Below are 20259 nucleotides of genomic sequence, written 5' to 3' on the forward strand. Positions count from 1 at the left end.
GACCGCGGCGGCGGACGGCTCGGCAGCCGGAGAGCCCACGACCGGCGGAACGGCGAAGTCCACGGACGGCGCGAGCTCGACCGGGCGAAGCTGGCGCGCTCGTCGCACGGCCGCACCGGGCGATACCGACACACCAGCCGAGTCGGACGGCGCGGAAGAACCAAGCAAGAGTTCGCGATCCAGCGGCCGAGCCAGGCGGGCCAGGGCCAGGCGCGCACGCGTGCGGGCCCGCAAACGCCAAGAAGCATCAACAGAATCGGAGCAGACGTGAGCGAGCGTAGCGAGACAACCACAGCACCGGCTGGCGCGACGGAGCCGAGCGTCCGCGAGGCGCGGTCGTGACCGAGCCGAATCGTCTGGAAGTTCGTACCGCCGATCCGTATCCGGTGATCATCGGCCGCGGCTTGCTCGGTGAGCTCGTCGAGGCCGTCAGCGGCGCGACGAAGGGCGTGCGGACGGTGGCGATCTTCCATCAACCGCCGCTCGCCGAGACCGCCGAGGCGGTGCGGAAGGCATTGGCCGACACCGGCATCGACGCGCACCGCATCGAAATCCCGGACGCCGAGGCCGGCAAGGAACTCGCCGTCGCAGGCTTCTGCTGGGAGGTGCTCGGCCGAATCGGCTTGACCCGCAACGATGTCGTGGTGAGCCTCGGTGGTGGCGCCGCCACCGACCTGGCCGGTTTCGTGGCCGCCACCTGGATGCGCGGCGTCCAGATCGTGCACGTGCCGACCACGCTGCTGGCCATGGTCGACGCGGCCGTCGGCGGCAAGACCGGCATCAACACCGAGGCGGGCAAGAATCTGGTCGGCTGCTTCCACGAGCCCGCCGCCGTGCTCGTCGACCTGGTCACGCTGGAAACGGTGCCGCGCAACGAGATCGTCGCGGGCATGGCCGAGATCATCAAGGCCGGTTTCATCGCCGACCCGGTCATCCTCGACCTGGTGGAGCGCGACCCAGCAGCCGCCCTCGACCCCACCGGCGAGGTGCTGCCCGAGCTGATCCGGCGCGCGATCCAGGTGAAGGCCGATGTGGTCGCCGCCGACCTCAAGGAGGCCAGCCTCCGCGAGATCCTCAACTACGGTCACACCCTCGGCCACGCCATCGAGCGCCGCGAGCGCTACCGCTGGCGGCACGGCGCCGCCGTCTCCGTCGGCCTCGTCTTCGCCGCCGAACTCGGCCGCCTCGCAGGCCGTCTCGACGATGCCACCGCCGACCGGCACCGCGCCGTCCTGGAAAGCGTCGGCCTGCCGACCACCTACGACGCCGACGCCCTCCCCCAACTCCTCGAAACCATGCAGACGGACAAGAAAACTCGTTCGGGCGTTCTGCGCTTCGTCGTGTTGGACGGCCTCGCCAAGCCCGGCCGCCTGGAGGGCCCCGATCCCACCCTCCTCGCCGCGGCCTACTCCGCGATCCTCCGCGAAGGCACGCCGAGTACCGGCATCCTGCTGTAGTCGACCCGCCCTGCTCCGGTCACAACTCGGACTGTGTTGCGCCGGAGTGGGGTGCTCGGTCGGCACGTCGAGCTCCGACCAGCAGCAGAATGCTCGCGACCAGCGGGATCGGCCATGGCGTCGGGAGCAGGACGACGGCACCGACAATGGTCCAGATCCCCAGCGTCCACCCGATGAACTGCGGAGGCCTGATCCCGCGGCGGTCCAGCCACAGCACAATCAGGCCGACCAGGATCAGTGGTATGCCGAAGCTGTCCATCGACAGCCACCACGCGCTGTTGGCCGGACTCATCTCGGCGAAGTCGTTGCCCCACAGTTCGCCACTGAACCACGCCCCGAAGTGTCGCCACGCCTGCTCCACCGTCAGGGCACTTATCGTGTGCGCAGCTCCGAAGAACACGATGAGCCGGCCAGCCCACTTGATCATGTGTATCCCCCCTTGTCACAGCCACCGACCCGGTGGCTATCGGATCAGTACGGAGGGCTCGGTCGGCCGGAATCCAGAGGTCATTCCCGCTACCGTCCGTGCGCACGACGCACTCCGCCCGCGGCTGCCAGTTCGGCCCATGACAATGCCCCCCTGAAATACATTGCTGAGCAAGATAATACCGGCGGCCCGTGCGCTGACAAGGGCGCGCCCGGACAGCAGAAACGGCGCACCCTACAATCGGAGTGCGCCGTTTCGCGTGCGTCAGGCGGCGGTGTGCGCGGGTGTGGACTGCTTGTTGTGGGTGCGATCCGAGAGCATCCGGCCGATGCCGACGCCGATGAGCGCGGGGATGAAGATCAGCAGGACGATGAAGGCGGCGCCCGCGGTGAGTTCGAAGAGGATGCCGTTGTCGCCGAGGTCGAACTTGGGCAGCCAGTCGATGATCCAGGCGCCGAGGCCGCCGCCGAGTCCGCCCGCCGCCGCGGCCTTGAGCCACAGCAGGGTCAGGTCGGTGCCGCGTTCCGGATCGGGCTGGGCCGACCGATCCTTGCGTCCGTCCAGCAGACCCCAGTACAGCACTGCGGCCACGAGCACGATCAGGCAGAACACCCGCATCCAGACCCCGTGGGTCGGCCAGTTCACCATCGCGAACCCGAGCACCGCACGCAGCAGCACGACCAGCGCACCGAGCACGACCGCCCGCAACACCCAAGCATTCATGCGCACCACCATAACCCTGCGCATCGCCGAACCAAACTAGAACCGGTATCAGTTTCTGGACGGCGGGACGCCACCACCGCGACAGGCGGAATCGCCAACCAGCGCGAACACCGAATGCCCCGGCCAGGTCGCGAGGTTCGCGGGGCCACCCAGGAGAGCAGGCTCAGGCCGAATTCTCTAGCGCCGCCGCCATTTCGGCACGCGGGGCCGGACTGCCGGTGAACAGTTCCACTTGCCCATACGCCTGGTTCAGCAGCATCTGCAAACCGCTGATCACCGTGTGCCCCGCCCGCGACACCGCCTCGGCCAGCGGTGTCGGCCAAGGGTTGTAGATCGCGTCGAGCACCACCGGGGCCGTCGCGACCGCGTCCGCGACCACCGCGGCGGCCTCGGCCGGGATCGTGCTGACCACGGCACCCGCTCGCTCACAGAGTCCGGCGAGCGCGGCCGGGTCGAAACTGGTCACCGCCGCGTTCATGCCGAGCCGTTCCGCGAGATCCAGCGCACTGCCTGCCCGTCCGGCGTCCCTGGCGATCACGGTCACCGTCTTCGCCCCGAGTTCGGACAACGCGAGCAGCGCGGGTCGCGCGGTCCCGCCCGCGCCGAGCACCACGGCCTCGGCCACATCGGTGACCCCGCCGCCGCGCAGCGCACCGAGCACGCCGTCCACATCGGTGCAGTCGGCCCGCCAGCCGCCCGCGCCCCGGACGAGCGTGTTGGCCGAGCCGACCAGCACCGCCCGCTCGGTGCGCTCGGCGGCGTACGCGAGCGCGGCCTCCTTGCCCGGCATGGTCACCGACAGCCCGACCCATTCCGGCCCGAGCCCGTCGACCAAACCGGGCAGCTGCGCACCCGTGCATTCGATGCGCTCATAGCTCCAATCGAGCCCGAGCGCGCGATACGCGGCCAGATGCAACTGCGGCGAGCGGGAATGCGCTATGGGCTTACCCAGCACCGCCGCTTTACGTTCAGCGGCCACTGTCGAGGATTCCGCTCGCCTGCGCCTGCTGGATGTAGCGCTGGTGCTGCTTGTAATCGTCGGTGAACAGGGTGGTGCCCTGTTTGTCGACGGTCACGAAGTACAACCACGACCCGGCTTCCGGATTCTCCATGGCGCGCAACGCGTTCAGCGACGGCGCGGCGATCGGCGTCGCGGGCAGGCCGATTTTCGCGTAGGTGTTCCACGGTGTTTCCGCGGCGCGGTCGGCGTCGGTGGTCTGCACCTCGGTGCGGTCGAGCGCGTAGTTCACCGTCGAGTCGAACTGCAGCATCTGCGGTACCCGCAGCCGGTTCACGATCACCCGCGCGACCTTGCCCATGTCCTGCGGCTTGGCCTCGCGTTCGACGAGCGACGCGGCGACCAGCGTCTGGTACGGCGTCAGCTTGGTCTCGCCGCCGGACTGCGGCAACCCGGTGGATTCATACATCTTGGCGCTCTGCGCGACGACCTGCCGCAGCATCTGCTCCGGCGTGCCACTCGGGTCGAAATCCAAGGTGCCCGCGGCGATCAGGCCCTCGAGCTGCCTGGTCCGGTCCGGGCAGTCCTTGACGCCCTGCGCGGCCCAGGCGGGCACGCCGAGCGCGGCCAGATCGACGTTCGCACCGGCTGCGTCGAGCTGTTCGTAGGTCGCACACTTCTGGGTCGGGCCGGTGCCGATGCAGCTGGCCGCCGCCATCATCCGGTAGATGCCGTCGGTGCGCCTGCCGGTGCCGCCTACCTCGAACTGATCGTGCAGCAGCCGTCCCTCGGGAATGACCAGGTTCCCGACGCGGGCTTGCTTGCCGAGCAGCGCGGTGACCGCCTGCGCGGCCGGGATCTTGCTCGGGATCGCGTAGAAGCCCGGCTGCACCGAGTTCATGTTCGAATTCCGCACAGCCGCTTCGAAGAACGCGCCCGTGCTGGCGACGACGTCGTGCTCCTTCATCGTCGCCGCGATCTGCTGCGAGGTGTCCCCGTCGTGCACTTGCACCACCACCAGCGGACCGGGCTGGCCGCCGGTGGCGTAGTCCTCGGGGCTGCCGAGCGACTTGATCAGCTTCATGCCCGCGAATACCGCGGCACCCGCGAACAGCAGCACGAAGACACCCGCGACGAACCACAGGGTGCGGCGACGACGCTTGCGCTCTTTGGCTTTGCGCGAGGCGGCCCTGGAGCGCCTGCTGCGCTGCGGGCTCTTCGACCGGCGCCGCGTTTGAGGCTCATCGTCGTCGTCTACCGGTTCCCGGCGGCCGACCCGCGGGCGTGGTGCCTCGCGCCGCTCCCTGGACCGCGGCGCCGGGGCGGGCGGCGGCTGGTCGTCCATGTCGTCGGTGTAGCGCGGGATGACCGTCGTGTCGTCCTCGTAGTCGTCCCAAGCGTCCTGCTCCCGGCCGACCACGCGGTTCGTCTTGCCCCGGTTGTCTCTGCTGTTCTGCCCACCCCAGGCTCGGTCGTCACGCCGGTAACGCCGATCAGCTTCGCGCTGTCGGAACCGTTCCTCGGCCCGCGCCCATCGATCCGTCATGCGTCGTCCTCAGACGACGCATGACGCACCGCTTCAACCGACCTCAACACCGCACTCCGTTCGTCCAACCATCCTTGCAGGATCGAGACGGCCGCCGCCTGATCGATCACCTGCCGCTGGCCACGCGCGCGAACTCCACTGTCCCGCAATGCACGTGCAGCTGACACCGTAGTCAACCGTTCGTCGGAAAGTCGTATAGGTACCGGCGACACGGCGGCCCGCAACTGCTCGGCGAATGCGGTGGCAATGGTAGCGGCAGTGCCCTTCTCCCCGCGCAATGTTCGTGGCAGACCGACGATTACCTCGACTGCCTCGTACTCCCGCACAATTTCAGCAATTCTGGCGATATCGGGTGCTGGGCCGACCGAGCGCTTGTTCGGCTTCGCACGAGGCACTGTTTCGACGGGCGTGGCGAGGACGCAATCGGGGTCACTGGACGCGACACCGATACGGACACTCCCGACATCGACGGCAATTCGCCTGCCGCGACCGGGATCTGAGTCGGGATGGGGCCGGTCGGCGCCGTGCGGCGCCGACCTCTCGGAACTATCAGGGTCGGCCGTCTCCCGGCCACGACCCGGATCGGTGTCGGAGTGGAGCCGGTCGGCGCCTCGCGACACCGACCTCTTCGAACTATCAGGGTCCGCCATCACCCGGCCAGTTCGGCCACCCGAGCGCGGACCGCGGCAAGGCCGGTGGGAATCCCCGACGGATCAGACCCGGCGCCCTGCGCCATCTCAGGCTTGCCGCCGCCACGTCCGGCGATGCTCGGGCCGAAGGCGCCGACCAGATCACCGGCCTTGAAACCGAGCTCCTGGGCACCCTTGTTGACGGTCACGACGAACGGCACCTTGCCGTCGGCATTGCCGAGCAGCACCACCACGGCAGGCAGGGTGCCGAACCGGCCACGGATATCGGTGGCGAGCGTCCGCAGATCGCCGGCCGGGACACCCTCGGGCGCGGCGACGGCGACCAACAGCACACTCCCGATCCGCTCGGCCTCCTCGACGAACTTGCCCGCAGAAGACAACACCGCGGCCATCTTGGTGCGCTCGAGTTCCTTCTCAGCAACCTTGAGCCGCTCGACCAACTGCTCGACTCGCGCGGGCACCTCATCCGAGGGCACCTTCAGCGAGGACGCCACACCGGCCAGCAGCGCACGCTCCTTGGCCAGGTACTTATACGAGTCCAGGCCGACAAAGGCCTCGACGCGACGGATACCGGAACCGACCGAGGACTCGCCTAGCACGGTGATCGGGCCGATCTGCGAGGAATGCTGCACGTGCGTGCCACCACACAGCTCCATCGAGAACGGGCCGCCGATCTCCACCACGCGCACTTCGTCGCCGTAGTTCTCGCCGAACAGCGCCATCGCGCCCATTTCCTTGGCCTTGGGCAGGTCGGTGACGAAGGTGTTCACCGGGAAATCCGCGCTGACCGCGTCGTTGGACACGGCCTCGATCTCGGACTTCTGCTGCTCGGAAAGCTGGCCCTGCCAGTTGAAGTCGAACCGCAGATAGCCCGGCTTGTTCAACGAACCCGCCTGCACCGCGTTCGGGCCCAGGATCTGACGCAGCGCGGCATGCACCATGTGCGTGCCGGAGTGCCCCTGGGTTGCGCCGCGACGCCACGCCGGATCCGCTTGCGCGAGAACGACATCGCCCTCGGTGACCTGCCCCTGTTCCACGGTGGACTTGTGCACCCACACCTTCTTGGCGATCTTCTGCACGTCGTTGACGCGCAACTTCAGCCCGTTCGCGGTGATCGAACCGCGGTCGGCGATCTGACCACCGGACTCCGCGTAGAGCGGGCTGCGATCCAGGATCACCTCGACGTCCTGACCGACCGTGGCGACGGGAACCCGCACACCATCGGCGATCAACGCGAGCACGTGCGCCTCGGAGGTCAGCTCGTCGAAACCGGTGAACTCGGTGGCGCCGCGGTCGACCAGTTCCTTGTACACCGTGAGGTCGGCGTGCGCGTGCTTGCGGGCCTGCGCGTCGTCCTTGGCTCGCTTGCGCTGCTCGGCCATCAACGAACGGAAGCCGTCCTCGTCCACCGAAAGGCCCGCCTCGGCGGCCATTTCCAGGGTGAGATCGATCGGGAAGCCGTACGTGTCGTGCAGCGTGAAGGCGTCCGTACCCGCAATCGTGTTGCTGCCCTTGGCCTTCACCGCTGCGGCCGTGTTGTCGAACAGGGTGGAGCCGGTGTTCAGCGTCTTGAGGAACGCCGTCTCCTCGCCCACCGCGACCGTCTCGATGCGCCGGAAATCGGTGGCGAGTTCCGGATACGACGGCGACATCAGGTCGCTGACGACCTTCATGAACTCGCCCATCACCGGCTTCTCCGCGCCGAGCAGGCGCGCCGATCGCACGATCCGGCGCAGCAGGCGGCGCAGCACGTAGCCGCGGCCGTCGTTACCCGGGTTGACGCCGTCGGCGATCAGCATCGCGCCGGTGCGCGCGTGGTCGGCGATCACCCGGAACCGCACGTCGTCCTCGTGCGTGACACCGTAGGACCGGCCGGTCAGCTCCTCGGCCTTGTCGATGATCGGACGCAGCAGATCGGTCTCGTAGACGTTGTCGACGCCCTGCAGCAGGAACGCGACGCGCTCCACGCCCATGCCGGTGTCGATGTTCTTCTTGGGCAGCGGGCCGAGGATCTCGAAGTCGTCCTTGCTGGTGCCCGCGCCGCGCTCGTTCTGCATGAACACGAGATTCCAGATCTCGATGTACCGATCCTCGTCGGCCTCGGGACCGCCCTCGATGCCGTAATCGGGGCCGCGGTCGTAGTAGATCTCCGAGCACGGGCCACACGGGCCGGGGATGCCCATCGACCAGTAGTTGTCGGCCATGCCGCGGCGCTGGATGCGGTCGGCGGGCACGCCCATCGAGCGCCAGATCTGCTCGGCCTCATCGTCATCGAGATAGACGGTGGCCCAGAGGCGCTGCGGATCGAAGCCGTAGCCGCCGTCCTCGACGCTGTTGGTCAGCAGCGACCAGGCGAAGGTGATCGCCTCGCGCTTGAAGTAGTCGCCGAAGCTGAAGTTGCCTGCCATCTGGAAGAACGTGTTGTGCCGGGTGGTGATGCCGACGTTCTCGATGTCACCGGTGCGCACGCACTTCTGCACGCTCGTCGCGGTCGCATACGGGGGTGTCTGCTGACCGAGGAAGAACGGCACGAACTGGACCATGCCTGCGTTGACGAACAGCAGGTTCGGGTCGGCCAGGATCAACGAGGCACTCGGTACCTCGGTATGCCCGGCACGGACGAAATGGTCCAGGAAGCGCCGTCGAATCTCGTGGGTCTGCACGAATATCCAGCCTACCGGTGCGGTGCACGTGGTTTTTCATCGAGTGGGGTGGTGTGGGCCACCGGGCTATCTTGCGGCGACCTGCCCGCTCGGTCGGTCGGATATCCAGCGGGCGCGGAGTCAGCGTAGTCCGTTCAGTGGGCGCACGCGCGGGAGCGGATGCCGAGGTAAGCCCACCTTCACAGTCGATTCGAGGTTGGCTGTTTCTTCGCGAGCCGTCCTTGCGTTCGCGGCGTCTGAGGTACGCCCCTACTTTCCGCGGATGATCCGGCGCAACTTGTCCACCCGTGGGCCGACCTCGCGTTCGTTGCCGTGGTCGGTGGGTTGGTAGTAGTTCACGCCGACCAGCTGGTCCGGCGGGTACTGCTGGGCGAGGACGCCGTCCTTGTTGTCGTGCGGGTACTTGTAGCCCTGAGCGTTGCCGAGCTTGGCCGCGCCCGCATAGTGACCGTCGCGCAGATGTGGTGGCACCGCACCTGCCTTGCCCGCGGCGACGTCGGCCATGGCGGCACCTAGCGCGGCGATGACGGCACCTGATTTCGGGGCGCTCGCGAGATGAATGGTGGCCTGCGCCAACGCAAGACGAGCTTCCGGAAGACCGACCAGCTGGACCACCTGTGCGGCGGCGGTGGCAGTTTGCAGCGCCATGGGATCGGCCATCCCGATGTCCTCGCTCGCATGGATCATCAGCCTGCGTGCGATGAAGCGCGGGTCCTCCCCCGCGGTCAGCATCCTGGCCAGGTAGTGCAGCGAGGCGTCGACGTCGGAGCCGCGGATGGATTTGATGAACGCGCTGATCACGTCGTAGTGCTGGTCGCCTGCCCGGTCGTAGCGGACGGCGGCCTTGTCCACGCTGGCCTCGACGAGCTCGACGCCGACCGTGCCGTCCAGCGACGATTCCGCCGAGGCCTCCAACGCGGTGAGCGCGCGGCGCGCGTCACCGCCCGCGATCCGCACGATGTGGTCCAGTGCCTCGTCGGACACAGTGTATTGGTCGTCCAGCCCGCGCTGATCGTGGATCGCGCGCAGCAGCACCTGACGGATGTCGTCCTCGGTGAGCGATTGCAGTTGCAGCACCAGCGAGCGGGACAGCAGCGGTGACACCACGGAGAACGACGGATTCTCGGTGGTCGCGCCGACCAGCAGCACGATCCGGTTTTCCACCGCGGCGAGCAACGCGTCCTGCTGCGTCTTGGAGAACCGATGCACCTCGTCGATGAACAGCACGGTCTGCTCGCCGGATGACAGCCTGCGCCGCGCCACATCGATGACCGCGCGCACCTCCTTCACCCCCGCCGACAGCGCCGACAGCGCCTCGAACCGCCGCCCCGTCGAGTGCGAGATCAACGAAGCAAGCGTCGTCTTGCCGGTACCGGGCGGTCCGTACAACAACACCGACGCGGCTCCCGAGCCCTCGACCAACCGCCGCAACGGCGACCCCGGCCCCAGCAAATGCTGCTGCCCGACCACCTCATCCAACGACGCAGGCCGCATCCGCACCGCCAGCGGCGCGCCAGAATCCCGCCGCACCACACTGTCGATGCTGTGCTCTGCGGGCACGCCGTCGCCGGGTACGTCGAACAGGCCATCGGTCACACCAAGCAACGTTACCGACGCCCACCGACAACCCCGAACGCGCTGTACCCGGGGACCGTCGACCTCCCCACACCAACCCCCGCCCGCCCGGTCGACGAGCGCGTTGCCCACCCCCGCCCCGAGCAAGCTGCAACGCAGTCAGCGATAGGGACATAGCGGCGGTGACACACCGCAAGAGCCGCCACCATGTCCCGTTCGACGATCCGAGATCGCGCTGTCGACCAGCGGTCGCGGCGCCAGCGTCGCTGCGAGGCGAACTTCACAGGCCGATCAGACAGCCGCTACCTCGCGGCTGACCCTCGCGGCCCAGCGGGACATTGTGGGGGTGTTCGGCTTCATGCAGGCGGTACTCGGCCTGCGCATCGGCGTCGGCTTGCAGCGGGGCCTACCGACCAGGCTCGGGGCACCTCAACGCGCTGCCGCTCGGCGGGTAACACACGGGCCGCCAGCAGGTCCCGTTCATGACCGACATCGGGAGCTGCGTGCAGTGCACGCGGGTAGCGCGTTCTGTACACTACTGATGTCACGCAAGTGATGCTGGGCGGTGGACGCCGATGCCAGTCGACGCCCACCTGATGGGTTCATCTAGCCCCTCAACCAGCGGACCAGCATGAGCGCCCCGGCGACCACGGCAGCTGTTGCAAATATGATGCCGTAGTCGACCGGGGCTTTGCTCTTTGCCCGGCGATGTTTCGCCATCCCCCATCACTTCCATCCTGGGCGCGGTGTGTGGACCATGTCCACCGCCCCTCGGAATGAGGTGGCATCACTCTACGTCAGCCCTCCGACGGGAATCGTTGGACCACAGACACTTCCAGGATCGGTCGCGTGCGATACCGGTCCGGCGATCCACGGCTCGATCGCGGGTGGGGATCGGTGGTCTCCGGCGAGCCGATTTGCGTGGCGGCCGGACATCGGATGGGATCAATAGTCGTGGCTGAAAACGTGGTCGTTTCAGATTCTCCGTTCGGACCGTTCGCACGGCGCACGCTGCTGAAAGGTAGCGCGGTCGCCACCGCGACGACGCTGCTGACCGCCGCACCCGCGCGGGCCGCGGGCGTGGTGTTCCGGCATGGGGTCGCGTCCGGCGACCCGCTGCCGAACGGTGTCATCCTCTGGACCAGGGTGACCGTGTCCGACGATGCGATGCCCGGTTCTGGCGTGGGCGAATCGGCAAGTGTGCGTTGGGAAGTTGCCGAGGACGAGCGGTTCGGCACGCTCGTCGCGTCTGGGAACGTCACGGCCGCAGCGTCTTCCGACCATACGGTGAAGGTCGACGTGGCCGGCCTCGCGCCGGGCACTGGCTACTTCTATCGTTTTACCGCGCTCGGTGAAACGTCCGCGATCGGCCGTACCCGGACCGCGCCCGCGATCTCCGACGCACCGGAGCGCCTCCGCTTCGGGATCGTGTCCTGCGCGAACTGGGAGGCCGGGTACTTCGGCGCCTACCGGCACCTGGCCGCGCGCACCGACCTCGACGCCATCGTGCACCTGGGCGACTACATCTACGAGTACGGCCGCGGCAAGTACGGTGGCCGCAACGGCACTGTGCGCCCGCATGATCCGGCGAACGAGACCGTCAGCCTGGCCGACTATCGAATTCGCCACGCGCAGTACAAGACCGACCCCGATCTGCTGGATTTGCATGCCCGCCAGCCGTTCATCTGCACCTGGGACGATCACGAGTTCGCCGACAACACTTGGTCCGGCGGGGCGAACAACCACGACCCCGCCACCCAGGGCGACTGGCAGGATCGCCGCGCCGCCTCCGCGCAGGCGTACCTGGAGTGGATGCCGGTGCGCGCCAACGGTTCCGGTGCGGATGTGCAGATCTACCGCAGGCTGCGCTTCGGCACGCTGGCCGAACTGTCCATGCTGGACCTGCGCAGCTACCGCGATCAGGAGGCGAAGCCGGGCGCGGGCTGGCGCGCGGCGGACAACCCGGCCCGCACCATCACCGGGAAAGCCCAAATGGATTGGCTCACCGCCGGATTGGCCTCCGCGCCGGTGCGGTGGAAGCTGGTCGGCAACTCGGTGATGATCGCGCCGCTGGTCTTCCCGCCGCTCGAACCGGCCACCACCGCGGCGATCACCAGCGCCCTCGGCGTGCCGCAGTCGGGCCTCACCGTGAACGGCGACCAGTGGGACGGATACACCGCCGACCGGCAGCGGTTGTTCCGCGCGATCACCGAGCAGCAGGTCTCCGACGTGGTCTTCCTGACCGGCGACATCCATTCCTCGTGGGCCGCCGACCTGCCCGTCGACGCCGCGAACTATCCCGCCGGTGCCACCGCGGGCGCCGAATTCGTCGTCCCGTCGATCACCTCGACCAGCGTCGGCGATCTACTGAAGCTGAACTCGGCACCGATCGCGGAGTCGATCAGGGGCATCAACCACCACCTGCGCTACGTCGAACTCGATTCACACGGCTACGGCATACTCGAGGTCACCCCGGACCAAACCCAAATGGACTGGTTCTACCTCGTCGACGTGACAGACCCGAATTCCGGTGTGCGTCACGCCAATTCACTCGCCGTCCGAACCGGCGGCCGACTCGAGCCACGCCCGGCGCCGGTCAGCTGAGAGCGCGTTGAGGCGGCCGAGCCAGCCGACCCGAGTCGCGTCCGCGGTGTTGGCCTTCGTCGCGGCATCTTCGGCAGCGCGCTTGGCGTCGGGTGACCCGCTCCATCGATCACCTGGACAGGTGCGACCAGGTGCCGCTGGACGGCGGGTGGTACGACCGCCTACTGCGGCAATCCGGCTGGTGTCGGCGGCCACTCCACTGATACTCGGCGCCAACGAGATCCCTAAGCATCCGAGTCGAACTCAGCGGCCCCTGAGCTGATGGAAGGGTGGCTACGATCCGCCCCCGCAACCGCCACCACCGCCGCCGCAACCACCGCCACCTCCGCAGCTGCCACCGTGGCCACCACTACAGCCGCCGTGACCGTGGTGACCCCCGTCCCCGCCGCTGCCGAACAGCCCGATACTGCCCACGGACCATCCGCCGCCGCCCACAGACCCCTTCTTGCGCCGCCGCTGACTTCGCGGGCTGCTGATCTGCGCGCTGAGCACGCTGCCGGACTGCCGGGCGCGCGTCAGCGGGTCGATGTCCTCGGCTTGACGAAGCTTCCGCCGCCGCATGACCAGCAGTGCCAGCACGGCGGCGAAGACGACGCTCGCGATGACTATCAGCAGCACAGTGTTCACCGTGACCACCCCTCTCCAACCCCGTGGTCTAGAACACCCCAGGGTACTGCGGTCGGCACCCGCGTACCGGCCCCCGATTACAGGGGCGCTGGTGATTTTCCGGCGCAAAGGCACACCTTCTGACATTTGGATGCGTGTCAGTGCGTGCGGGAAATCAGAAGGTGTGCGGCGGCGGGCGAGTTGAACGCAGAACTACCAGCGGCAACCGATGAGCCGGGTAGCGCATCTTGAATACCTACAGTTCACCTGAAATCAGATTCTGTGCATTATCTATTCACCGCAAACACAGCGGCAGACAAAAACTTTCAGACGACGTCAACGGAACCAATTCCAGCAACCCGCGAATTCTATTCGGACCAGCGCTCTTCCAGCATCGCCGAAACATCCTCGGCAAAGTCGCCGACGATGTCGTCACCGGTGCACCGAGCATCCTCGGCCAGCGCGGCCCAACGATTGATCAACGCCTCCGACCGCGGCACGGACAGCCCGTGCTCGCGGGCGGCCGCGATGCGCGCGTGGTCCGCGGGCAGGAACCAGTAGGTGGACAACCACACCCAGATCAGCCGAGCCTCGAGGATCCGCTCGGACATCACCTCGTCATCGGCCAGCGCGGGCCACACGCCGACCACCTCGGAACGCCACGCCTCGACCATCTGACTGGCGCGTTCCCTGGACAGTTCGAAGTCGCACAGGCAGCCGGGGAACGACACCAGCGCATAGGCGATGTCGAGCGTGGCATCGCGGAATCCGCCCCACTCGTAGTCGAGGAACCGCGCGCCCTCCTCGTTCAGAATGACGTTGTCGGGGCACAGATCCGACGGACTGAACGCGCGGAATCGCCCGGCGGAGAACAACCGGTTACCGCGCACGATCCGCTCGGCGATCTCGCCGGGCACCTCGATACCAAGCTCCCGCTGCAACAGACCCGGCACCTCGGCGATCGCGGATTCGGCCTGCTGGGCAATGCCATCCACCCGATGCACCACGTCGACGCGCCGCAGCAGCGCCACGAAATCGGCCTCGCGGCCGACGGTCGCCGCGTGCATCCGGCCGAGCGCCTGCGCGAACGCCATCAACCCGTTCCTGGTCGCAGGCTCGGCACCGGACTGCAGCATCTGGGTGAGCAGCGAGTTCTCGCCGAGGTCGCTGAGGATCAGCAAACGCTCGGGCAGGCTGTGCGCGATCAGGTACGCACCGGGCCGCTGTTCGCGGCTCAACGCGGTGGTGAATTGATACGACACCGCTTCACGCAGGAACGCGGAGTCGATGCTGGCGACTCCGGGCGCGAGACCGCCCGTGGTGCGGTCATGCGAGTGTCCGCGAACTTGTTTCACGATCAAGGTCCGCGGCAATGAGAAGGCGTTTTCCGCAACACGCACACGGAGAACCGTCGTTCTACCACTACCACTGAGTTCGATCGGATCGCTCAGCTTTACCGGAGCACCCATTCGCTTTGTGAGCAACTGTTGCGCTGCGGACACGACTTCGGCGGCGCGTTCGGCCAATAGTGCGGTCATCGCCCTTCAAGTTACTCGCATCAGGTCACTTCTAGCGAGCGGATACACAACCTTTCCGCGTCGTTCGGCGTGTCTCCCTCGAGGTTACGGGACGAGCGCGCGTTGCTTGACACGATTGCACCCGTCAGGTTTTCTCATCGTCAACTGCTCTGCGCCACACCGCAAACCAGTTGAGTGGAAAGGTCTATGGCATGACCGGCACACCGCCTCCCCCGCCCCACGACTCAGCTGGCGACGCTTCCGACCGCGGAGACGACGAACGCCATGCGGCACAGCCAGGGCAACACGAGAGTCACACTCCAGAAGCACCGGGCCCTAGCGCCGGGCATGGTCGCCACGAGATGGCTGGGCCTGCCGGATACCCGCAGTTCGAAGGTCCTGGTGCGGCGCAGTACGGCAACGAACCCGTCGAGCCACCGCCGCCGGTGGCGCCGCCGCAGCATCCGGCGCAGCCGGGTTATGCTGCCCAGCCTGGTCATCCGGACCAGCCCGGCGCTGCGGCCCAGCCCGGTTACTCGGCTCAGCCCGGTGCGGCTCCCCCGCCCGGATACGCCACTCAACCCGGTTCGGCTGCCCAGCCGAGTTACGCGTCGCCGCCCAGTTACGGGCCGCCGGGAACGGGTCCCGGCACGCAGCCACCTGGCAATATGCCGCCGGGATCGATGCCGCCGGGATCGGTGCCGCCACAAGGGAACATGCCCTACGGTTCGATGCCACCGCAAGGCATGCAACCAGGCATGATGCCTCCGCCGGATGCGGACCCCGGGCAGCAACCGACCTACGGTTACCAGCAGGCCGCCGCCTCCGCCCCCGGCACCCTCGATGTCGGTCAGGCGCTCAGCTACGGCTGGGAGAAGTTCCGCTCGAACCCGGGGCCGTGGATGGGCGTGATCGCGGCCGGGCTGGTCATCTACCTCGGTTTCGTGCTCGTCGTGCAGCTCACCGACCCGACGACGATGCTCCCGCTGCTGCTCATCTTCCTCGCGGTGCTGGCTGCTGTGTGGTTGCTGCAGGCCGCGATGGTGCGTGGCGCGCTGTATGAAACCGACGGCAGCAAACCCCATTTCGGGTCCTACTTCCGTTTCGTGAACGCGGGCAATGTGCTGATCACCGCCCTGCTGGCGTTCATCCTGACCTTCATCGGGTCGGCGGTCTGCATCCTGCCAGGCCTGGTCGTCGGCGTGCTGTGCATGTTCTCGCTGCACTTCGTGGTCGATCAGAACGAGGGTCCGTTCGAGGCGCTCAAGTCCAGCGCGACGCTGGTGGTCACCAATGTGTGGCCGGTGCTGTTGCTCGCGCTCTCAGTGCTATTCGTGACCTTCGTCGGCGCGCTGCTGTGCGGACTCGGCCTGCTGGTCGCGGGACCGGTCGCGGTCATCGCGGTGACCTATGCCTACCGCACGCTGACCGGTGGCACCGTCTCATCTATCTGAAATGTCGGATTTGTCCGTCTGCGAACGCATTCCGATCCACCGCTGAAACCGCGCCACCGGCCCGGCCTCGCTGCCCGCGCGAGGCCGGAGCTCGAGCACGATCACCCCGGCCGCGATGATCCCGGCCAGGTTCACCGCGAGCTGACCCGCAGACATGAAGGCGATGTGCCACTGCCCCAAAGTCGCCGCGACAACGGCGAATCCGGCCGCGGGCACCGTCGTCACCGAAATGAACACGCCGATCAACGCCGCCGACTTCGCGGTCACCAGCGAGAGCATGCCCGCCGCGCCCGCCAGCAGCGCGACGACCAGCGAAAACGGTCCCACCTCATAGATGAAGTCGACATTCTTGACGCTCTCCACCCCGTTCAGCGTGATCCAGCCGAACTGCTCCCACACCAGCGTCGCCGCCAGGGTGACCAGCATGGCCACCGGGAACCCCACCGCGAGCGCGATCGCCGACCGGCGCGCGAGCCGAAAGTCGCGGCGCACCAACCCGACCGCGAACGCGGCCAGGGGTCCGAACTCCGGACCGACGACCATCGCGCCGACAATGGTCACCGGCGAATCGGTGGCAACGCCGATCGCGGCCAGCAGGCACGCGATGGCCAGGAACGCGAGGAAGGTGGAGTTGAGCGTCGACTCCTCGTGCACCTGCGCGAGCAGTTCGTCCCACACCACCGCGTCGGTCGGATCGCCGGGCGCCGCCTCGACCGCCCGGTCCCCCGCGTCGGACAGCACGGTCTCGACCGGACCGAGCGTGATGCCGCCGGTCTTGCAGATGCCGAGTTCGGTCAGCTCGGCAAGCACCTCGTTGGCCGCCTCCCGCGCGACATCGGCCTGTACCAGGTCACCGGCGGGTTCCACCGCGACGCCGCGAGCCAGGGTCACATGCGTGACACCTGGATTCGCGGCGAGCACGGCCAGCACCTTGTCGGTCGTGTCCGGCGGGCTGATCATGCGCAGATGCAGCAACGGATCCCCTCGTGGTCAGTGCCGCCCGGCGCGGGTCGACGGATCGGAACTGTCCGAAAGGTACCGTTCGTCCGGCTATTCGGCGGGCTTGTCCGCCTTCGCGTCGGCCTTGTCGCCCTTCGGCGCGGGCTTGGCGTCCAGGCCCGCTTCCTTGCGCTGCTGCGCGGTGATCGGGGCGGGCGCGTCGGTCAGCGGATCGACGCCGCCGCCGGTCTTCGGGAACGCGATCACCTCGCGGATCGAGTCGAGCCCGGCGAGCAGCGCGACGATCCGGTCCCAGCCGAACGCGATGCCGCCGTGCGGCGGTGCGCCGAAAGCGAAGGCGTCCAACAGGAATCCGAACTTCTCCTGCGCCTCCTCCAGGCTGATACCCATCACCTTGAAGACGCGCTCCTGCACATCGCGGCGATGGATACGGATGCTGCCGCCACCGATCTCGTTGCCGTTGCAGACGATGTCGTAGGCGTAGGCGAGCGCGGCACCCGGGTCGGTGTCGAAGGTGTCGACCGACTCCGGCTTCGGCGAGGTGAACGCGTGGTGCACCGCCGTCCACGCCGAATGACCAAGCGCCACATCGCCACTCGCGGTGGCCTCGGCGGCGGGCTCGAACATCGGCGCGTCCACGATCCAGACGAACGCCCACGCGTTCTCGTCGATCAGGCCGACCTTGCGGGCGATCTCGGCGCGCGCGGCACCGAGCAGCCCGCGCTGCGCCTTGGCCGGGCCGGCCGCGAAGAACACGCAGTCGCCCGGCACCGCGCCGACATGCTTGGCCAGTCCGTCGCGCTCGGCGTCGCTCAGGTTCTTGGCGACCGGGCCGCCGAGCGTGCCGTCCTCGTTGATGAGCACGTAGGCCAGACCCTTGGCGCCACGCTGCTTGGCCCACTCCTGCCAGGCGTCGAGCTGACGCCGCGGCTGGCTCGCGCCGCCCGGCATCACGACCGCGCCGACATACTCGGCCTGGAACACCCGGAACGGGGTGTCCTTGAAGTACTCGGCACACTCGGTGATCTCGATGCCGAAGCGCAGGTCCGGCTTGTCGGAACCGAAGCGGCGCATAGCTTCCGCATAGGTCATGTGCGGAATCGGGGTCGGGATCTCGTAGCCGATCAGCTTCCACAGCCCGGCCAGGATCTGCTCGGCGAGCAGGATCACATCGTCTTGGCGGACGAAGCTCATCTCGATGTCGAGCTGGGTGAACTCGGGCTGGCGGTCGGCGCGGAAGTCCTCGTCGCGGTAGCAGCGCGCGATCTGGTAGTAGCGCTCGATGCCACCGACCATCAGCAGCTGCTTGAACAGCTGCGGGCTCTGCGGCAGCGCGTAGAAGCTGCCGGGCTGCAGGCGCGCGGGCACCAGGAAGTCGCGCGCGCCCTCCGGGGTGGAACGGGTCAGCGTCGGCGTCTCCACCTCGACGAACTCGTGGTGCGCGAGCACCGCGCGGGCGGCGGCGTTCGCCTTGGACCGCAGCCGGATCGCGTGCGCCGGGCCTTCGCGGCGCAGATCCAGGTAGCGATACTTCAGCCGCGCCTCTTCGCCGGGCTGCTCGTCCAGCTGGAACGGCAGCGGCGCGCTCTCGTTGAGCACCTCGAGCTCGGTGACGTTCACCTCGATGGTGCCGGTCGGCAGATCCGGGTTCTCGTTGCCGTCCGGCCGCAGCTCCACCACGCCGGTGACCCGCACGCAGTACTCCGCGCGCAGCCGATGCGCCTGCTCGGCAGGCTCGCCCTCCCGGAACACCGCCTGCGACACTCCCGACGCGTCGCGCAGATCGATGAAGATCACGCCACCGTGGTCACGCCGCCTGGCCACCCATCCGGTGAGGGTCACGGTCTGACCGGCATGCTCGCTTCGCAGCGAACCAGCCAAGTGGGTGCGCAGCACAAGGTTCCTTTCGACGACTCCGGCACCGGCGCGATATGACCAGGTGCGGTCCCATCGTAGTGAGACACATCGGTCGAGTGGAAACCGATGTCGCCACACCCGTGCGAAGCTGTATCGGCGGGGTATGTCCGATGCGTGGCGACAACGAGAAAGCGACGACGATGACGTTCAACGAGGGCATGCAGATCGATCCGAATCGGGCGTCATCCGGCGGACCCGGCATGGGGGGCAAGATCGCACTCGGCGGCGGCGCGGGCGGCCTGATCGTGCTGGTACTCACCCTGCTACTCGGCGGTGATCCCGGCTCGGTCCTCGGCCAGTTCACCGGCAACGAAGACCAGCAGCAAACCCAACCCGGCGCAGGCACCCCGGCGCACTGTAAGACCGGCGAGGACGCGAACAAGTACGTCGACTGCCGGGTGGTGGCTACCGCGCAGAGTCTGGACGTCGTGTGGGGCGATCAACTGGCCAAGCAGACCGGCAAGAAGTACGTGCAACCGAACCTGCACCTGTTCTCCGGCGCGACCGCGACCGGCTGCGGCAATGCGACCAGCGACGTCGGTCCGTTCTACTGTCCGCCCGACCGGACCGCCTACTTCGACGTCAGCTTCTTCCAGGAACTGGTGGATCGCTTCGGTTCCAGCGGCGGCCCGCTCGCTCAGGAGTATGTGGTCGCGCACGAGTTCGGCCATCACATCCAAAACCAGCTCGGCGACATCAACCGCGCCCAACGGGATCCGCAGGGCGCGAATTCGGGCGCGGTACGCACCGAACTGCAGGCCGACTGCTACGCGGGCTTGTGGGCCTACTACGCGGACAAGACGCCCGGACCCGGCGGCGGCCAGCCGTTCTTGAAGCCACTGTCCGACAACGACATCAACGACGCATTGTCGGCGGCGGCCTCAGTCGGCGACGACCGGATCCAGCGCGCCGCGCAAGGACGCGTGAACCCGGAGAAGTTCACCCATGGGAATTCCGAACAGCGAAAGAATTGGTTCCTCACCGGATACCGGACCGGACAGGTGAAAGCCTGTGACACGTACACGGCTCGGGACCTGACGCACCCGCCCGCGCTGCACTGACAAGAAGTGCGTCGATCTGGTTGGCCGACAACGCGAATGCGCTGACCTCGACACGCTTGCGTGCGCCACGCGCTGATTTGACGCTCCGCTGACATCCCTGTGCGATGTCAGCGGAGCGTTTCATTTGACAGGGAGGTTGCG

15 protein-coding genes are annotated in these 20259 nt (G+C 67.6%); 4 read left to right on the forward strand and 11 right to left on the reverse strand.

Annotated features, from left to right (window positions below; genetic code table 11):
* The first annotated feature begins 338 nt into the window (after window positions 1-338).
* The gene (aroB, locus tag ACIA8C_RS17725; protein WP_397135811.1) at window positions 339-1457 is read left to right on the forward strand and encodes a 3-dehydroquinate synthase; all 1119 of its coding nucleotides are present in this window, start codon (window positions 339-341) and stop codon (window positions 1455-1457) included.
* 19 nt (window positions 1458-1476) lie between these two features.
* Here the strand turns inward: aroB and ACIA8C_RS17730 are convergent, their stop codons facing one another.
* The 7 genes from ACIA8C_RS17730 to ACIA8C_RS17760 all read right to left on the reverse strand — a co-directional run bounded on the left by ACIA8C_RS17730 (window position 1477) and on the right by ACIA8C_RS17760 (window position 10020).
* Window positions 1477-1884 (reverse strand): DUF6463 family protein, encoded by a 408-nt coding sequence (locus ACIA8C_RS17730; RefSeq protein ID WP_397135813.1) that lies wholly within the window; start codon window positions 1882-1884, stop codon window positions 1477-1479.
* Between the two features lie 264 nt (window positions 1885-2148).
* The gene (locus tag ACIA8C_RS17735; RefSeq protein ID WP_397135815.1) at window positions 2149-2607 is read right to left on the reverse strand and encodes a B-4DMT family transporter; all 459 of its coding nucleotides are present in this window, start codon (window positions 2605-2607) and stop codon (window positions 2149-2151) included.
* Between the two features lie 163 nt (window positions 2608-2770).
* Entirely contained in the window at window positions 2771-3586 is an 816-nt protein-coding gene (locus tag ACIA8C_RS17740) for a shikimate dehydrogenase (protein WP_397135817.1), read from the reverse strand.
* Window positions 3576-5111, reverse strand: a complete 1536-nt coding sequence (mltG, locus tag ACIA8C_RS17745; RefSeq protein ID WP_397135819.1) for an endolytic transglycosylase MltG — start codon at window positions 5109-5111, stop codon at window positions 3576-3578. Before mltG ends, ACIA8C_RS17740 begins: the two co-directional genes overlap by 11 nt.
* Window positions 5108-5731, reverse strand: coding sequence for a Holliday junction resolvase RuvX (ruvX, locus tag ACIA8C_RS17750; RefSeq protein ID WP_397135821.1), 624 nt, complete (start codon window positions 5729-5731; stop codon window positions 5108-5110). The genes mltG and ruvX overlap by 4 nt, the downstream gene beginning before the upstream one ends.
* Before the next feature lie 29 nt (window positions 5732-5760).
* Entirely contained in the window at window positions 5761-8424 is a 2664-nt protein-coding gene (alaS, locus tag ACIA8C_RS17755) for an alanine--tRNA ligase (RefSeq protein ID WP_397135823.1), read from the reverse strand.
* Window positions 8425-8673: 249 nt separating this feature from the next.
* Window positions 8674-10020, reverse strand: coding sequence for a replication-associated recombination protein A (locus ACIA8C_RS17760; RefSeq protein ID WP_397135825.1), 1347 nt, complete (start codon window positions 10018-10020; stop codon window positions 8674-8676).
* Window positions 10021-10938: 918 nt separating this feature from the next.
* Here ACIA8C_RS17760 and ACIA8C_RS17765 point away from each other — a divergent pair.
* Complete coding sequence (locus ACIA8C_RS17765) at window positions 10939-12603, forward strand: alkaline phosphatase D family protein (RefSeq protein ID WP_397136547.1); 1665 nt, start codon at window positions 10939-10941, stop codon at window positions 12601-12603.
* 273 nt (window positions 12604-12876) lie between these two features.
* Here ACIA8C_RS17765 and ACIA8C_RS17770 read toward each other — a convergent pair whose 3' ends face one another.
* The gene (locus ACIA8C_RS17770) at window positions 12877-13230 is read right to left on the reverse strand and encodes a hypothetical protein (protein ID WP_397135827.1); all 354 of its coding nucleotides are present in this window, start codon (window positions 13228-13230) and stop codon (window positions 12877-12879) included.
* A gap of 347 nt (window positions 13231-13577) precedes the next feature.
* A complete protein-coding gene (locus ACIA8C_RS17775; protein WP_397135829.1) occupies window positions 13578-14747 on the reverse strand; it encodes a phosphotransferase family protein in 1170 nt (389 codons plus the stop codon).
* A 341-nt stretch (window positions 14748-15088) separates the two neighbouring features.
* Between ACIA8C_RS17775 and ACIA8C_RS17780 the strand changes: the two genes are divergently transcribed.
* Window positions 15089-16180 carry a hypothetical protein gene (locus ACIA8C_RS17780; RefSeq protein WP_397135831.1) on the forward strand — a complete coding sequence of 364 codons (1092 nt, stop codon included), beginning with the start codon at window positions 15089-15091 and terminating at the stop codon, window positions 16178-16180.
* Here ACIA8C_RS17780 and ACIA8C_RS17785 read toward each other — a convergent pair.
* Both ACIA8C_RS17785 and aspS read right to left on the reverse strand, forming a co-directional pair.
* Complete coding sequence (locus ACIA8C_RS17785; protein ID WP_397135833.1) at window positions 16169-17155, reverse strand: DUF389 domain-containing protein; 987 nt, start codon at window positions 17153-17155, stop codon at window positions 16169-16171. The genes ACIA8C_RS17780 and ACIA8C_RS17785 overlap by 12 nt on opposite strands.
* Window positions 17156-17230: 75 nt before the next feature.
* Window positions 17231-19036 carry an aspartate--tRNA ligase gene (gene aspS, locus ACIA8C_RS17790; RefSeq protein ID WP_397135835.1) on the reverse strand — a complete coding sequence of 602 codons (1806 nt, stop codon included), beginning with the start codon at window positions 19034-19036 and terminating at the stop codon, window positions 17231-17233.
* Window positions 19037-19197: 161 nt separating this feature from the next.
* Between aspS and ACIA8C_RS17795 the strand changes: the two genes are divergently transcribed.
* Window positions 19198-20118, forward strand: coding sequence for a neutral zinc metallopeptidase (locus tag ACIA8C_RS17795; protein WP_397136549.1), 921 nt, complete (start codon window positions 19198-19200; stop codon window positions 20116-20118).
* Window positions 20119-20259: the final 141 nt, after the last annotated feature.

This window comes from Nocardia sp. NPDC051321 (assembly GCF_044455225.1).
GTDB lineage: Bacteria > Actinomycetota > Actinomycetes > Mycobacteriales > Mycobacteriaceae > Nocardia.

What these genes read in the sequence shown, in the direction of transcription:
- ACIA8C_RS17730 (WP_397135813.1), bottom strand. Translation starts at nt 1,884, where the DNA reads ATGATCAAGTGGGCTGGCCGGCTCATCGTGTTCTTCGGAGCTGCGCAC.
- ACIA8C_RS17735 (WP_397135815.1), bottom strand. Translation starts at nt 2,607, where the DNA reads ATGAATGCTTGGGTGTTGCGGGCGGTCGTGCTCGGTGCGCTGGTCGTG.
- mltG (WP_397135819.1), bottom strand. Translation starts at nt 5,111, where the DNA reads ATGACGGATCGATGGGCGCGGGCCGAGGAACGGTTCCGACAGCGCGAA.
- ACIA8C_RS17765 (WP_397136547.1), top strand. Translation starts at nt 10,939, where the DNA reads ATGGGATCAATAGTCGTGGCTGAAAACGTGGTCGTTTCAGATTCTCCG.
- ACIA8C_RS17775 (WP_397135829.1), bottom strand. Translation starts at nt 14,747, where the DNA reads ATGACCGCACTATTGGCCGAACGCGCCGCCGAAGTCGTGTCCGCAGCG.
- ACIA8C_RS17780 (WP_397135831.1), top strand. Translation starts at nt 15,089, where the DNA reads ATGGCTGGGCCTGCCGGATACCCGCAGTTCGAAGGTCCTGGTGCGGCG.
- ACIA8C_RS17795 (WP_397136549.1), top strand. Translation starts at nt 19,198, where the DNA reads ATGACGTTCAACGAGGGCATGCAGATCGATCCGAATCGGGCGTCATCC.